This window comes from Herbiconiux sp. 11R-BC (assembly GCF_049472555.1).
Taxonomy (GTDB): domain Bacteria; phylum Actinomycetota; class Actinomycetes; order Actinomycetales; family Microbacteriaceae; genus Herbiconiux.
The window spans coordinates 220,528-235,527 of the sequence record NZ_JBCEBO010000005.1; the positions used below are offsets into that span (position 1 = coordinate 220,528).

Sequence of the window (15,000 nt, forward strand, 5' to 3'; positions counted from 1 at the left end):
CGTCTTCCGGAAGTGAGAGAGACCCACCATGACCACCAAGCAGATCCGCCTCACCCTCAACCTGCAGTCCACCGGGCGGCACGACGCGGCCTGGAAGACCGTGCCCGCCACGAGCGACTGGATCGACGGCATCGACTACTTCGCGTCGATCGCGAAGCTCGCCGAGCGCGGCCGTTTCGACGCGATCTTCATCGCCGACCGCCTGGGAGGGCTCGACAAGACCGGTCGCGACCGCCCGTGGCGCGGCCTCGACCCGACCGTGCTGCTCGCCGCGCTCGCCCGGGAGACGAGCCACATCGGCCTGGCCTCGACGAATCCCGCCATCCACGGCAACCCCTTCCTGCTGGCCCGGCAGATCTCCTCGCTCGACCACGTGAGCCACGGCCGCGCGGCCTGGAACATCATCACCAGCCAGGAGCCCAACACCCTGCGGGCCCTCGGCAAGGAGGAGGTGCTCGACGCGGAGACGCGGTACCGCGCCGCCGACGAGTTCGTGTCGATCGTCGACGCCTTCTGGCGCTCGCTGCCGCCCGAGGCGGTGGTCGGCGACGCCGACGCCGACGTCTACATCGACGAGGAACTCACGCGCCCGGTCGACATCCGGGGTGAGCACTTCCGTGGCGCCGGGGTGCTTCCGCTCGTCGGCGGCTACCGGGGCCGACGGCCGGTGCTGTTCCAGGCCGGCACCTCGCGGGCGAGCAAGGAGTTCGGTGCCCGCTGGGCCGACGCGCTCTTCACCTCGCAGCGGCGGCTGGACCTCAGCCGGGCCTTCTCCGACGAGGTGAAGGGCCTCGCCGAGGCGAACGGCCGTCGGCGTGACGAGCTGCTCGTGCTGCCCGGGCTCTACGTCATCCTCGGCGACACCGAGGAGGCCGCCCTCCGGCGCAAGGCCGAGCTCGACGCCCTGCTCGAGCTCGGCCCGCTCGTGCAGGAGCTCTCCGACTACCTGGAGTTCGACGTCACGCCGTACCCGCTCGACGGCGAGCTGCCCTACGAGCGGCTCGCCGGCGAGGCGAGCAGCTCGCACCAGACGGTGCGCCGGCACCAGCTCGTCGCCGATGCGAAGGCCCGCGGGCTCACGATCCGGCAGCTGCTGTTCAACAACCTGTCCGGCGGACAGCGCGTGCTCATTGGCACCCCCGAGCAGGTGGCCGACGACATCGAGCACTGGGTCGACCAAGACGCCGCCGATGGCTTCACCATCAACATCGACGTGCAGCCGAGCGGTCTCGAGGCCTTCGTCGACGGAGTCGTGGCCGAGCTGCAGGACCGCGGCCGCTTCCGCCGAGACTACGAGTACGGCACGCTCCGCGAGAACCTCGGGCTCGGCGCCGCACTGCCGGCGCCCGCCGGTGCGCTCGCGGGCGCCTGACCGCACAGCCCCTACACCCTGACCCGACGAGTACCACGCCACCGAGGGAGAACACCATGTCACACACCATCGCCGCCGACCGGGCCTGGGTCGAGCTCGTCCCCTTCCCGCAGCAGACCCCGCCCGACGAGGTCGAGGTGCTGATCGTGGGCGCCGGCCCCTCGGGGCTCGGCACCGCGCTCGAGCTGCAGCGCCACGGCGTCGGGGTGGCGGTGGTCGACCTCGCGACCGAGGCCACCCTCGTGCGTGCCGGGGCCGCGGGCGTGAGCGCCCGCACGGTCGAGATCTTCCGCACCTGGGGCGTCGCGGAGCGCATCCGTGACAGCTGGACGGTGCCGCCGGAGTGGAACAAGGGCAACGTGCTCGTCACGAGCGTGGTGGGCCACGAGCTGGGCGGCAAGGCTCCGGATGCCTTCTCCCGCGGGCCGGGCAGCCCCGTCTCGCGCGAGGACGGGGTGCGCCGCCCGCAGACCGTCTTCCAGAAGGTGTTCCTCGACCGGCTCGCCGAGCTCGGGGTGCCCGTGGCGGCCGGCTGGCGGGTGGAGGAGCTCGAGCAGCACGCGGACGGCGTGGTCACCACGGTGGTGCACGGCACGACCGGCGAGCGGCGCCGCATCCGTTCTTCGTACGTGGTGGGCGCCGACGGCTCGAAGAGCACCGTGCGGCAGCTGGCCGGCATCGCGCGCTCCGGCGAGTACGCCACCGAGCGCTACTGGCGCTTCGTCGTGCGCACCATCGGGGGAGTGCCGCCCGAGCTCGGGCCCGCGCCGAGTGCGAGCAACATCGTCTTCAACGACCACTACTCCGGCTTCATCTCGGCCCTGAACGAGACCGACTGGCGGGCATACGCCGGGCCGTACCCGGTCGACTACGTGCCGAGCCACGAGGAGCTCATCGCCCTCGCCCGCCGCGGCTTCGGCTTCGAGGCGGAGCTCCAGATCGTGAGTCTGACCGGCTACTACAAGAGCACCCGCATCGCCGACGAGTTCGTTCGCGGACGGGTGGCCCTCGTCGGCGACGCGGCGCACGTGCGCACGCCCGGCGGCAACCTCTCCGAGGGCTTCGGCGACGTGGCGAACCTCGGCTGGAAGCTCGCCGCCGTGCTCCAGGGCTTCGGCGGCGAGACGCTGCTGCGCTCCTACGACGAGGAGCGCCGCACCCACAACTGGCGCGTCGCCGACCACGCGCTGGCCCGCGCCATCGCGAACGACGAGGCGCTGGCCGAGATCCGGGCCGTCGGGGTTCCGGATGACGCCGACACCAGTCCAGAGGCCGCCGCGCGCCGCGCCGAGATCGGCCGCATCCTCGCCCGCGACTTCGCTTTCGCGCTGGGCGTCGTCTTCGACGAGCGCTACGACGCCTCCTCGGTGGTGGTGTACGACCGGGGCCAGGCCGACACCGACCGCCCGTGGACACCGGATGTCTACATCGACGACGCCCGGCCGGGTCACCGCGCCCCCAACGGGGCGATCGAAGCCCAGGGCGTGACGCTCTACGGGCGCCTGGGCAGCCATCCCGTGCTGCTGGTGCTGACCGACGACGCGAGTGCGGTCGCGGAGTTCCGGGCGGCGGCGGGGGAGCGCTCTGTTCCGCTCGACGTCGTGCACCTCACCGAGCCGGAGGTGCGCCGGCTGTACGGCGCCGACTACGTGATCGTGCGGCCCGATCACCACGTGGCCTGGCACGGAACGGGAGCGGGTCTCGACGCCGAGCAGGGCTTCGACGCCGGAGCAGTGCTCGACGTGGTCTACGGCCGAGGGGTCGCGGAGGCCGGCGCGGCCGGCCCGCGCACCCTCGAGGCGGTGCGAGGTTGACCACGGCGCGGGGATGAGCATCCGGCGGGCCGTCGATGACGGTCGGTCTCCTGCACAATCCGGAGTTTTGTTCTGCTGGGCTATCGTTTGTGTGACAACACAATGAGGAGCACGAGCGATGGCAGGGTCAACCAGCACCAGTGAGGCCGTGACGTCGGAGTGGCTCACCGAACGCATCCCGGGCCGCACCGCGCAGGAGCTCGGCGCCGGCCTCGAGGCGCTCATCCGCTCCGGCGAGCTGCCCTCGGGCAGTCAGCTGCCCACGATCCGCCGCCTGTCGACGGCTGCCGAGGTCAGTGTCGGCACGGTGCTGGCCGCGTGGAACCACCTTCGCGACCTCGGCCTGATCGAGACGCACCGCCGCGGCGGAACGATCGTGAACCTCCCCGACGTCCACCGCCCGGCGAGCGCACCCTTCCGCTCCTGGTCGGACATCGACCTGCAGAGCGGAGCGCCCGACATCGGTCTGCAGCCCGACCTGCGGGCGGCGGTGCTCGACAGCCTCACCGTCGAGGGCCTCAACGTCTTCGGCCGCGACTTCATGACCGAGCGCCTGCGGGGCGCGGTGGCGGGCACCTGGCCGTTCCCGCCGGCCTCCTGGGCGACCGCCGGTGGCGGCACCGAGGCCATCCTGCTCGCCACGGCGGCCGCGGCGAAGCCCGGTTCGCTCGTGGCGGTCGACGAGCCCCTCAGCCCCGGCTTCCTCGACACGCTCCGCGACCTCGAGCTGACCCCGATCGGCGTCGAGTCCGATGCCGACGGCCCGACCCCGGCCTCTCTGCGGGCGGCGCTCGAGCGCGGCGCGGTGGCGTTCGTCGTGCAGCCGGGCGCCCCCTTCGCCCTGGGCCACGTGCTCTCGGAGGGGCGCGCTCGCGAGCTCGCGGCCGTGCTCGCCGAGCACGAGGGCGTCTGGGTGATCGAGGACGACTCGATCGGCCCGCTCTCGGCCGGGGAGCCGCCGACCCTCGGCGCCGAGCTGGCGCAGCGGGTGCTCCGCGTGCGCAGCTACTGCAAGGCCTACGGCATCGACGTGCGCACCTCGGTGCTCGGCGGCAGCTCCGAACTGGTCGAGCGGAGCATCCGGCTGCGCAGTCATGGTGTCGGCTCCAACAGCCGCATCCTGCAGAACACCCTGGCGTATCTCATCGACGACGTGGAGACCGAGGAGGTCGTCGGGCGGGCCCGCGAGATCTACCGTGCGCGCAAGGCGGCGCTCGTGGCGGCGCTGGAGGAGCGCGGTGTCGTGGTGCGCTCGGGCGCCGAGAGCATCGTGGTGTGGGTGGAGGTCGCGAACGAGACGGATGCGGTGGTGGGCCTGGCCTCCAAGGGCATCTCGGTGGGCCCGGGCAGCAAGTCGTTCGTGACGGCCCCCGAGACGCCGCTCATCCGGGTGTCGCCGCTGCAGCTGCCCGATGACCCGGCCGCGCTCGAGCAGCTCGCCGGCTGGATCGCCGTGGCCGCGAAGGGCGCCATGCGGGAGTACTTCGACTGATCCGCGGCGCGGGTCGGCGGCACCGGTCCGCCGCGTGGGTCGGCGGCACTGACCGGTCTCGATCAGCCGCGCAGCTCTCCGTGCGGGATCTGCTCGCCGGCCTCGATCGCCACCGGGAGCCGGTTCTCCCTGGGTGCGAGCGGGCACGGCGCGAACGGCGTGTAGGCGCACTGCAGGTTGCTGACGCGGGTGAAGTCCAGCACCACGCGGCCGTCGGGGCTCGGCTGGATGCCGTGCAGGGTGCGGCTGGCCGAGTAGGTGGTGATGCCGCTCGTGGAGTCGGTGAAGACCGTGAACAGCGAGCCCGACGGGCCGCCGGCGTCGAACACGATGAGCGACAGCTCCTGGCCGTCGATGGCGAACTCCACGACACCGGGGGAGGAGTGCGTGTGCACGATGCCGTCGACGGCGGCGTCGATGCGTAACTCCCGCGGCTCGGCCCAGGGCACGAACGAGCCCTGGACCACCCAGCGCGGGTCGGGGGCGAACGCCGGTGTGCCCTGATAGCCGGTGCGGAGCGGGTTCTCCGGATGCAGCGGCCGCAGCAGGTCCTGGCCGCCCCGCTTGGACAGCTCCACGACGGCGTCGCCGAAGCCTGCCCGCAGCCGCACCCGTTCGGGGATGACGCCGAAGACGTGCCGTCCGGTCACTTCCTCGCCGTCGACGACGAGGCTCTCGCCGTCGGCGAGCTCGACGACGGGTCCGTTCTCACCCGTCGTCCAGCTGCCCGGCGCATCCGCGAATCGCTGCGGCGCATCCGTCAGGAAGTGGATGCCCGTCAGGGCGAGGAAGCTGTGCGGCTCACGGCGCGCGGACTCGAGGGCGTCGTGCCAGGTGGTCCAGGCGGTGACGAAGTCGGCAGGGGCGGTGGGCGAAGGATGCGCGGTCGATGCGAGGCTCATGACGGCGATCCTCGCGCGTCGCGGGCCGCCTGCCCAGCCTGTTCGTCACAGAGCGCAATATGTTCGCGGTTTGTGTGAATCAATCGCGGTTTTATGTATTTCTGCCCCGCCGCAACCGTTCGCGAACCGCTCGACAGCTGTTGTGTTTCGATCGTGTTACCCCTTGCGAAGAACCCCCTGAAGGGGGGTACTCTTCGGGGAATCGTTCACGCGAACCAGGGGAGATCCACGTGACATCACGCCACCGCCGACCGGCAGCCATCGGAATCGGAGCGGGGGTGCTGATCGCGGGGGTCGTGGGCTTCGGGTCGCCCGCCACCGCCTTCGCCGTCGATCCCGACGACCTCGAGTCGCGGGTCACCGTCGCCGGCGTCACCGCGCACCTGCAGGCTCTGCAGGACATCGCCGATGCGAACGGCGGGAATCGCGCCATCGGCACGCCCGGCTACGAGGCCAGCGGCGAGTACGTCGAGCAGGTGCTGACGGCGGCGGGATACACCCCCGTGCGCCAGCCCTTCCAGGCCACCACGCAGTCGATCGACCAGTTCTCGATCACGCTGCTCGGCAGCACGACCGACCTCGCGAACCCGGCCGGCGACCGCATCCCGATGGAGGGCACGACGGCCACGGACGCGGCCGGCATCGTCGGCGCCTCCGTCGTCGTGCCGACCACGGCGACCGGATGCACGGCTGCCGAGTGGGGCGGCGTCGACGCCACCGGCCTGGTCGCCGTGGTCAGCCGCGGCGCCTGCGCCTTCGCCGACAAGTCGCTCGCGGCCGCCGAGGCGGGCGCCGTCGCGCTGCTCGTCTACAACAACGAAGACGGACCACTCAACGGCACGCTCGGTGAGCAGGTGCCCGAGTTCGTGCCGACGGTGGGCATCACGCAGGCCGAGGGGCAGGCGATCCTCGCCGAGCTGGCGGCCTCGAATCCGGTTCCCGTCGATCTGCAGCTGCAGGAGACCACCACGACGGTCGACACCTTCAACATCATCGCCGAGACGACCACGGGGCGCACCGACAACACCGTGATGCTCGGCGCGCACCTCGACTCCGTGCCCGAGGGCCCCGGCATCAACGACAACGGCAGCGGAACGGCGGCCATCCTCGAGACGGCCGTGCAACTGGCCGCCTCGGGCCCGCTGAACAACCAGGTGCGCTTCGCCTGGTGGGGAGCCGAAGAAGTGGGCCTGGTCGGCTCGACCTACTACGTCGACGACCTCGTCGAGAACGACCCGGCCGAGCTCGACCAGATCGCCACCTACCTCAACTTCGACATGGTGGCCTCGCCGAACTACGTGATCAGCGTCTACGACGCGAACGAGTCCACCTACCCGGCGCCGGTCGAGGTGCCCGCGGGCTCGGTGGCCACCGAGCAGGCGTTCACCGACTACTTCGACGCCAGCGGGCAGCCGTGGATCGACACCGCGTTCGACGGCCGCAGCGACTACGACGCGTTCATCGCCAACGGCATCGCCGCCTCCGGCCTGTTCACCGGCGCCGACGACGAGAAGACCCCCGAGCAGGCCGCGCTGTTCGGCGGCACCGGCGGGCCGGGCATCACGCCCGACCCGAACTATCACACGGCCGGTGACGACATCTCGAACATCAACCCCGAGGCGCTCGGCATCATGATCGGCGCCATCTCCTCGGTGACGGCGTCGCTCGCGAACGACACCTCGGCCATCAACGGCGTGCTGCCGCCGGCCGATCCGAGCCCGTCGGCGCCGGCCGTCGTGCCGGCAGCGGCCGCGGAGCCCCAGTTGGCGGCGACGGGCGCCGAGGACGTCCTCCCGATGCTGCCGCTCGGGATGCTCGTGCTGGGCCTGGGCGTCACTCTCGCACTGGTGCGCAAGCGCACCCGCGAGCAGTCCGGCCGCTAGGCAGAAAGTACTCATCCGGGGCGGCGGCACCGCGAACCTAGCGTGTGGGGATGTCTTACCGAAACCCCTCCCGTCTCGGGCTCGCTCTCGGAGCCGCCGCCCTCGCCGTCACCGCCCTCGTCGCCGCTCCGGCGGCGGCACCGCCCGCCCAGGCCTCCTCGCACGCCGCGGAGTCGGTCAACGTGATGGCCCCGCTCTGGATCGACGACTGGGCCTCAGCCGGGCCGCAGTGGCGGGCGTTCACGACCTCGCTCGCGACAGCGGATGCGCAGGGCGTCGACGCGGTGGCCGTCGACGTGTGGTGGGGCAAGACCGAGCCCGAGCGGGGCACGTTCGACTGGGCCTACTACGACAAGGTCTTCGCCGCGATCACCGCTGCCGGGCTCGACGTGGTGCCGATGATGTCGTTCCACCAGTGCGGTGGCAACGTCGGCGACACCTGCAACATCCCGGTCCCGGCGTTCGTCTGGGAACCCTTCCAGATCTGCGGTGTCGCGGGATGGTGCTCGAGCCAGCCGGTCGAGAACTTCTACCGGAGCGAGTACGGCAACGACGACCGGGAGGCGACCTCGCCGTGGGGCGTGGGCAATGAGCGCACCCTGCGCGACATGCGCGATCTCATGAACGCGTTCGAGGAGCACTATTCGAGCGGGGTCACGGACTACCGCAGCCGGTTCCCCGAGATCACCATCGGCCTGGGCCCGGCCGGGGAGCTGCGTTTCCCCTCCTATGCCTCTCACGACCGCTCCGTGCCCGGAGACCCGGCCGGGTACCCCAACCGCGGAACGTTCCAGAGCTACACGCCGGCCGCCGTGCAGGCCTTCGCCGACTGGGCGGTGGCGAAGTACGGCTCGGTCGCCGGAGTCGCGACGGCGTGGGGCATCCCGGGTCTGGTCTACAGCAGCATCTCGCCGCCCACCGACCACGAGCTGTTCATCACCTCGGGCTCCTACCGCTCCATCGCCTACGGCCGCGACTTCACGCGCTGGTACAGCGAGAGCCTCCTGCGTCACGGCCGCGAGGTCATGCAGCAGGCCATCGGCGCCTTCGACGGGGCGTTCGCGACCGTGCCGCTCGGCTTCAAGGTCCCCGGGGTGCACTGGCAGACGATGACGACGAGCCCGATGCAGCGGGTTCCGGAGATCGCGGCGGGCCTGGTGCACACCGACCAGGACTACAACGGTACGTCGACCGATCACGGCTACGACGGCATCCTGAACCTCGCGCACGATCTCGAGGTGAACGGCGATGGCGGCGTGTCGCCCAAGCACCACGTGGTGCTGCACTTCACGGCCCTCGAGATGCCGAACGGGCGGGAGTGGGACGGCACCGCCCACGCCTATTCCGACGCCGCTTCGCTCGTGGGCTGGGTGGCCGACGCGGCCGCGAAGGCGCACGTCACCCTCAAGGGCGAGAACGCGCTCGCCGGCAACCTCGGCAGCTCGGGCTCGGCGACCGGGGTGGGGTGGTCGCACATCCGCGACGCCTTCGAGCGACCGGGCGCCCGCTATGCGGGTCTCACCGTGTTGCGCATCGGCGACGTCACCTCGGGCGGCACGGCGCAGTACGAGTTCGAGCGGTTCCTGCGCGACTACCGCTGAGGTGGGGGTCGCGGCGCGGGACCGTGCGGACCGGGCCGCGACCTCAGAAGTGTTGCAGGCCGGAGCCGATGATGACGGTGCCCAGCATGAGCACCACGACGGTGGTGACCGTGGCACTGTTGCCCTCGATCCAGATGCGGGTCTCCTCGAGCGGCTTGCGCATCCGGGTCGGGTTCGCCACGGCCACGATGATCGGAGCGGCCAAGGTGGAGATGCCGAGCACGACGTAGATCACGATCGCGATGGCCGCCTCGCTGAGAGTCGGATTGCCGGCGCCGATGGCGACGCCCGCGGCGATGGTGAGCAGAAGGTTCTTCGGCCGCAGCATGAGCACGAAACCCACTCCGAGCGACGGGACGGGCCCGAGGGTGGTGACCCGGGTCATCCACTTCGGCGTCGTGCGGGCGGGGCTCGCGGGAGCCGCGGCGAGCGCTGCCAGGTCGATGTCGGCCGGGATGTCCTCGGTGGCGAGCACCTCATCGCGGGCCCGGGGCTGCCGGCTGCGACGCCAGCGCACCCCCGCCAGCACGAGAAGTCCGACCCCGAGCGTGATCTCGATCACCGCGAACAGCGGGCTCTTCTCCGAAGGAGGAGGGGGAGGGAGCAGGCTCGCACCGGCCGTGAACAGCAGGGTGAGTGCGAGCATCCCGGCGGCCGCACCGATCAGGTAGGTGATGCTCGAGGCGCGGCCCCGCGGGGAGAGCAGGATGAGCACCATCACGACGATGGGCACGGAACTCAGCGCCACACCCACGGCGAGAGGAAGGATGTGCCCGATGATTCCCGCCATGCGAGCAGTCTACGAGTCGCCGGACGGCGGCGGGACAGTGCTCCGGCCTGCCATGTGGCGTGGCTCCGCGTATCCTGGCCGGGTGAGACGGTCGATGAGGGATCGTGCGCTCGTGGCCGTGCTGCTCGCCCGGTTCGTTCGTGCGCGATGGGGGCTGCGCTTCCGCTCGCGTGCGCGCTTCGAGGCGTGGCAGGCGCGGCGCATCCGCTCGTTCCTGCGGCGCGTCGCGGGTGCGCCCTTCTACCGTGGGGTCGGGGTCGTGGACCGGCCGCCTCGTGCACGCACGCCGGCCCTCGCCGGGTTGCCGGTGGTCGACAAGAGCGTGCTGCTCGAGCACTTCGACGCCCTCAACACCCGGGGCGTGAGACTCGCCGACGCCCTCGGGGTGGCGCTCGAGGCGGAGCGCACCCGGGACTTCCGCCCGGTGCTCGGCGGCGACCTCACGGTGGGGCTGTCGAGCGGAACCTCGGGGCGGCGCGGGGTGTTCCTCGTGAGCCCACGGGAACGGATGCTGTGGGCCGGCACCATCCTCGGTCGCGTCCTCGACGGGGCGTCGCTCCGCCAGGTGCTGATGCCGTGGCGCCCGCCGCTCGGGATCGCCTTCTTCCTGCGCGCGGGAGGCAACCTCTACGAGTCGGTCGCGAGTTCGCGCATCCGCTTCGCGTTCTTCGATCTCACGGAGCCGCTGGAGGCGCACCTCGAGCGGCTCGTGGCGGCGATGGACGCGGGACGGGGCCCCGAGGTGCTGGTGGCCCCGCCCTCCGTGCTCGACGCGCTCGCCGTGCGGGCCCTGCGGGGGGAGCCGAGCGTGGCGCCGCGCCTCGTGATCTCGGTGGCGGAGGTGCTCGAACCGGCCACGGCCGAGCGGGTGCGCCGGGCCTGGGGGAGCGAGCCGCGGCAGGTGTACCAGGCCACTGAGGGACTGCTCGGCATCAGTTGCGACCGGGGTGCCCTGCATCTCAACGAGGAGTCGGTGCACGTCGAACGGGAGTGGCTGGGCACCGCCCCCGGGGAGGGCCGCACGCGCTTCACGCCCGTGGTCACCGACTTCGACCGGCGCACGCAGATCATCGCGCGCTACCGGCTCGACGACGTGCTGCGCGTCGATGCCGGCGCCCCCGAGCGCTGCGCCTGCGGGCGGGTGACCGCGGTGATCGCGGCCGTCGACGGGCGGGCGGATGCGGTGCTCCGCCTGCCGTCGGCCGATGGCCTGAGGGTGGTCGAGGTGTTCCCCGATGCCGTGCGCCGGGTGATGGCCGTCGAGTCCGGCGGGTTCGCCGACTGGCGCATCCGCCAGCTCGGCCTCGGCCTGCGGGTGGCGCTCGCCGAACCGCACCCGGATGCCGGGGCCCGGGTGACGGCGGCGCTCGCCGCGCTCTTCGAGAGCTACGGATGCGCGGCCCCGGTCGAGCTCGTGCCGTGGGTGCCGCCGCTCCCGGCCGAGAAGGTGCGCCGCATCGTGCGGGAGGATGCCTCGTGAGCGCGGGTGCCGGCCCGGGCGCGCAGGCGTTCGCTGCACTGCGCCCGCGAGGTGACCGCGCGTTCCGCGGGAGCGGGGGACCGGCGTGGTGAGGGCGCTGGTGACGGGGGCCTCGGGCTTCGTGGGAGGCGCGCTGCTGCGCCGGCTCGCCGACGACCCGGGCTTCGCGGTGCTGGGCGTCGGGCGACGGGATGTCGCTGCCGGTGCGCCGGACGCGGGATCGCGCGGTGCTGGTGGGACGGGTGCCGGGGGACCGAGTGCGGGGGCACCGGGCGCGGGTGTGCAGGACGGTCCCGCGGAGGCGGGGTGTGAGATCGGCGCGCTGGGGCACGGTGCGGCCGCCGAAGGGAGCGCGGCAGCGGCGTATCGCCGGGTCGACCTCGCCGCGCCCGATGCCGTCGAACGGCTCCGCGAGCTGACCCGTGCCGGGGAGCACGGGCCGTTCCGGCCCGAGGTGATCGTGCACGCGGCGGCGCGCAGTTCGCCCTGGGGCACCCGGGCCGAGTTCGAGCGCGACAACGTGGGAACGACCCGCGCGGTGCTGGAGTACGCGCGGAGCTTCGCGCCCGGCAGCCGGCCCCGCCTGGTGTTCGTGTCGACCGCATCCGTTGTCTCCCGGGTGCGCGACCAGCTCGCCCTCCGCGACGACGAGCCCGTGCCGCGCCGCTTCGTGAGCGAGTACGCGGCCTCGAAGCACGCCGCCGAGCAACTGGTGCGCGGCTATCCGGGTGAATGGGTGATCCTGCGGCCGCGGGCGGTCTTCGGACCGGGGGACACGACGCTGTTCCCGCGCATCGCCGCCGCCGCCGAACGGGGCAGCCTGCCGAGGTTCCGGGCGCCGCGCGCGGGAGGGCCGGTGCTCTCCGACCTGATCTACGTCGACACCCTCGTGGAGTACCTCGTGCGCGCGCTCACCGAGCCCCGTGCGGCCCGCACGAGCCTGGCTGTGACCAACGGCGAGCCCGTCGACCTGCAGCGAGAGGTGTTCGCACTCCTGGGCCGTGCCGGGGTCCCCGTGCCGCAGCGCACGGTCTCGCGTCGCACGGCGCTCGCCGCGGCCACACTCGTGGAAGGGGCGTGGAGAGTGCTGCGACGTCGCGGTGAGCCGCCGATCACGCGATACTCGGTGATCGTGTACGCCTTCGCCACGACCTTCGACGCCGAGCGCTGCCGCGAGCTGCTCGGCGAGCCCCTCGTGCCGATGGCCGAGGGCCTGGAGCGATTCGCGCGCACGCTCGACGCGGCTCGAGCTGCGCACGACGGGATGCGCCCATGACCGCGGCGGGTGCCCCGTCGCTCGTCGCCGGCCCCGAGGCTCCGGCGCCGGCCCCTGAGAGATCTGTGGTGGCCCGGCCCGGCCCGCGGGCGCGCATCGCGGCGGTCGCCACCTTCCTGCCGCCGACGACCCGCACCGCGGCCGAGACCGAGGCGCGCCTGCGCGGCGAGAACCCGGGACTCGAGCTGCCCACCGGGCTCGTCGGCCGTCTCACCGGCGTCGAGGCCGTGCACCTGCGACCCGAGGGCTGGCAGACCTCCGATCTCGCCGTCGCGGCGGGCCACCGGGCCCTCGCGGCCACGCCGGGCCCCATCGACCTGCTGCTCTTCGCCTCCGCCAGCCAGGACATGATCGAGCCCGCGACGAGCCACATCGTCGCCGCCAAACTCGGCCTCGACTGCCCGGTGATGGACGTCAAGAACGCGTGCAACAGCGTGCTCAACGCGATGCAGGTGGCGGATGCCCTCATCGCCACCGGCCAGCACCACCGTGTGCTCGTCGTGAGCGGCGAGCAGCCCTCGCACGCGGTGCGCTGGCGGCTCGAGAACCGCGGGCAGTTCCTGCGCTCCTTCGCCGGCTACACCATGAGCGACGCGGGAGCCGCGGTCGTGCTCGAGTGCACGGGGGGTGACGACTCCGAGGGGCCGGCTGCGTCCCCCGGTCCGTCGGACTCCGCTGATCTGGGAGACTCCGCTGATCCGGGCGCCTCCGGCGATGCCGCAGCCTCGCCCCCCGGCATCCTCGGCAGCCGTTTCGTGGCCCACTCGGCGCACTGGCCTGTCGGCACGCTCCCCACCGGCGGCTCCGTGAACCCGCACGCCGAGGGCGGCAGCTACTTCGACATGGACGGCGCCGCCCTGCAACGCGCCTTCGCCGAGCTCGGCGTCGGCCTGGTCGACGAGCTGCTCGCCGAACTCGGGCTCCGGATGGCCGAGCTCGACCTCGTCGCCGTGCATCAGGTGGCCGTCGCCGCCCACGAGACCATCCTCGGGGTGCTGGGCGTCGACCCGGCCAAGTCGGTGCTCACGGTGGCCGAGCACGGCAACCTCGCCTCGGCGACGCTCCCGCTCCAGCTCCAGCTGGCGAGGGAGCGCGGTCTCGTGCGGGACGGCAGCCTGGTGGCGCTCGTGGGGCTCGCCGGCGGCATCTCGCTCGGCGTGATGGTGGTGCGACTGTGAGCGCCGCCGCGACCGCCGCCGCAGCCGCGCAGACCCGGCCCGGTGCCGAGCGCCGCTGGGAGGAGCGGGTGCAGCGCGCCGCGCATCCGCTCGTGTACCCGCTGCTCGCGCGCATCCGGCGGCCGGTGCTGCGGGTGCCCCGCGTCGGGGTGGTGGTGACCGAGGCCGAACTCGTGCGCGGCGTCCTGCTCGACACCGCGCGCTTCACCAAGACCGGCCCGGGCTCGCCCGCAGACCTCTGGACCCCGGTGCTCGGCCCCTCGGTGCTGCTCAACATGGAGGGCGTCGACCATCTCGCCCTGCGCCGCCGCCTGGGCCCGCTCTTCGCGCCGGCCTTCGTGAACGCGCTGACCGCCGAGACCATCGGCGGGGCCGCCGCCCGGCTCACCGAGCGGCTGCTCTCCGGGGAGCGGGTGGATGCCGTGGCCGAGGTGCGCGACTACGCCGGCCGCGTGATCAGCCGTCTCGTGGGGCTCGACCGCGACGTCGTCGACGCGGGGCTCTTCACCCGGGTCTCGGCCGTCACGGGCTACGTGCGGCTGTCGCGGCCCCGGTTCACCGAGCCGCAGGTGCGCCGCGCCCGCGCCGTGCTCGACGAGCTCACCGCGCACGCCCGCGCGGCCTACCGCCACGACGGCGTGCCCGCGCGGACGGTGCCGGCCCGGATGCGCGAACTCGGCCTCTCCGAGGACGAGGCGATGGGCGCGGTGGGCGCCTTCGTGCTCACCGGCACCGAGACGCTCGTGTCGTACCTGCCGCGGATGCTCGCCATCCTGCACGACACCGGCTGGCTGGGCGTGCTCGCCCGTGATCGCAGCGGCGAGGCCGCGGCGATCGCCGAGGGCCTGCGCGTCACCACGCCGTCGCCTGTCATGCTGCGCAGCGTCGCCGCGCCCGCGCAGATCGGCGGGGTCGCGGTGGCGCCGGGCGACCGCGTGGTGCTCGCGACCTTCCTCGCCGATCGCGCGGCCGGCGCCTTCGATCCCGTCGCCAATCCGGCCGCCTCGCTCAAGCAGCTCTGGTTCGGGGCGGGCGCCCACTTCTGCCTCGGTGCCCCGTTGGCGATGGCGCAGATCGGCACCATGCTCGGGGCCGTGCTCGACGCGGCGGCCGCCGCACCGCTCGCGATCGTGGAGCGGCGCGCCCAGCGTGGAACCCTCATCCCGGGCTACTCGAGGCTGGTGCTCGAACGCTCCTGAGGCACTGATCCCT

11 protein-coding genes are annotated in these 15,000 nt (G+C 72.7%); 9 read left to right on the forward strand and 2 right to left on the reverse strand.

Features of this window, described 5'->3' with window-relative positions:
- Window positions 1-28 precede the first annotated feature (28 nt).
- The 3 genes from VD659_RS13750 (at window position 29) to VD659_RS13760 (ending at window position 4,678) form a co-directional block, all read left to right on the forward strand.
- Entirely contained in the window at window positions 29-1,372 is a 1,344-nt protein-coding gene (locus tag VD659_RS13750; RefSeq protein ID WP_423261641.1) for an NtaA/DmoA family FMN-dependent monooxygenase, read from the forward strand.
- 56 nt (window positions 1,373-1,428) lie between these two features.
- Window positions 1,429-3,186 carry an FAD-dependent monooxygenase gene (locus tag VD659_RS13755; RefSeq protein WP_423261642.1) on the forward strand — a complete coding sequence of 586 codons (1,758 nt, stop codon included), beginning with the start codon at window positions 1,429-1,431 and terminating at the stop codon, window positions 3,184-3,186.
- 118 nt (window positions 3,187-3,304) lie between these two features.
- Window positions 3,305-4,678 (forward strand): aminotransferase class I/II-fold pyridoxal phosphate-dependent enzyme, encoded by a 1,374-nt coding sequence (locus VD659_RS13760; RefSeq protein WP_423261643.1) that lies wholly within the window; start codon window positions 3,305-3,307, stop codon window positions 4,676-4,678.
- 62 nt (window positions 4,679-4,740) lie between these two features.
- Here the strand turns inward: VD659_RS13760 and VD659_RS13765 are convergent, their stop codons facing one another.
- The gene (locus VD659_RS13765) at window positions 4,741-5,580 is read right to left on the reverse strand and encodes a DUF1684 domain-containing protein (protein WP_423261644.1); all 840 of its coding nucleotides are present in this window, start codon (window positions 5,578-5,580) and stop codon (window positions 4,741-4,743) included.
- A 230-nt stretch (window positions 5,581-5,810) separates the two neighbouring features.
- On the opposite strand from VD659_RS13765, the gene VD659_RS13770 reads away from it, so the two are divergent.
- Together VD659_RS13770 and VD659_RS13775 are read left to right on the forward strand one after the other, a co-directional pair.
- Window positions 5,811-7,463 carry a M20/M25/M40 family metallo-hydrolase gene (locus VD659_RS13770; RefSeq protein WP_423261645.1) on the forward strand — a complete coding sequence of 551 codons (1,653 nt, stop codon included), beginning with the start codon at window positions 5,811-5,813 and terminating at the stop codon, window positions 7,461-7,463.
- Window positions 7,464-7,513: 50 nt separating this feature from the next.
- The gene (locus tag VD659_RS13775) at window positions 7,514-9,064 is read left to right on the forward strand and encodes a family 14 glycosylhydrolase (protein WP_423261646.1); all 1,551 of its coding nucleotides are present in this window, start codon (window positions 7,514-7,516) and stop codon (window positions 9,062-9,064) included.
- Window positions 9,065-9,107: 43 nt separating this feature from the next.
- On the opposite strand, the gene VD659_RS13780 is transcribed toward VD659_RS13775, so the two are convergent.
- Window positions 9,108-9,854 carry a GAP family protein gene (locus VD659_RS13780; RefSeq protein ID WP_423261647.1) on the reverse strand — a complete coding sequence of 249 codons (747 nt, stop codon included), beginning with the start codon at window positions 9,852-9,854 and terminating at the stop codon, window positions 9,108-9,110.
- An 82-nt stretch (window positions 9,855-9,936) separates the two neighbouring features.
- Here VD659_RS13780 and VD659_RS13785 point away from each other — a divergent pair, with 82 nt between their 5' ends.
- The 4 genes from VD659_RS13785 (at window position 9,937) to VD659_RS13800 (ending at window position 14,987) form a co-directional block, all read left to right on the forward strand.
- Window positions 9,937-11,334, forward strand: coding sequence for a F390 synthetase-related protein (locus VD659_RS13785; protein ID WP_423261648.1), 1,398 nt, complete (start codon window positions 9,937-9,939; stop codon window positions 11,332-11,334).
- A gap of 85 nt (window positions 11,335-11,419) precedes the next feature.
- Window positions 11,420-12,610: an NAD-dependent epimerase/dehydratase family protein gene (locus VD659_RS13790; protein ID WP_423261649.1), complete on the forward strand. Its 1,191-nt coding sequence runs from the start codon at window positions 11,420-11,422 to the stop codon at window positions 12,608-12,610.
- Complete coding sequence (locus tag VD659_RS13795; RefSeq protein ID WP_423261650.1) at window positions 12,607-13,788, forward strand: 3-oxoacyl-ACP synthase III family protein; 1,182 nt, start codon at window positions 12,607-12,609, stop codon at window positions 13,786-13,788. Before VD659_RS13790 ends, VD659_RS13795 begins: the two co-directional genes overlap by 4 nt.
- The gene (locus VD659_RS13800) at window positions 13,785-14,987 is read left to right on the forward strand and encodes a cytochrome P450 (RefSeq protein WP_423261651.1); all 1,203 of its coding nucleotides are present in this window, start codon (window positions 13,785-13,787) and stop codon (window positions 14,985-14,987) included. Before VD659_RS13795 ends, VD659_RS13800 begins: the two co-directional genes overlap by 4 nt.
- Window positions 14,988-15,000 lie beyond the last annotated feature (13 nt).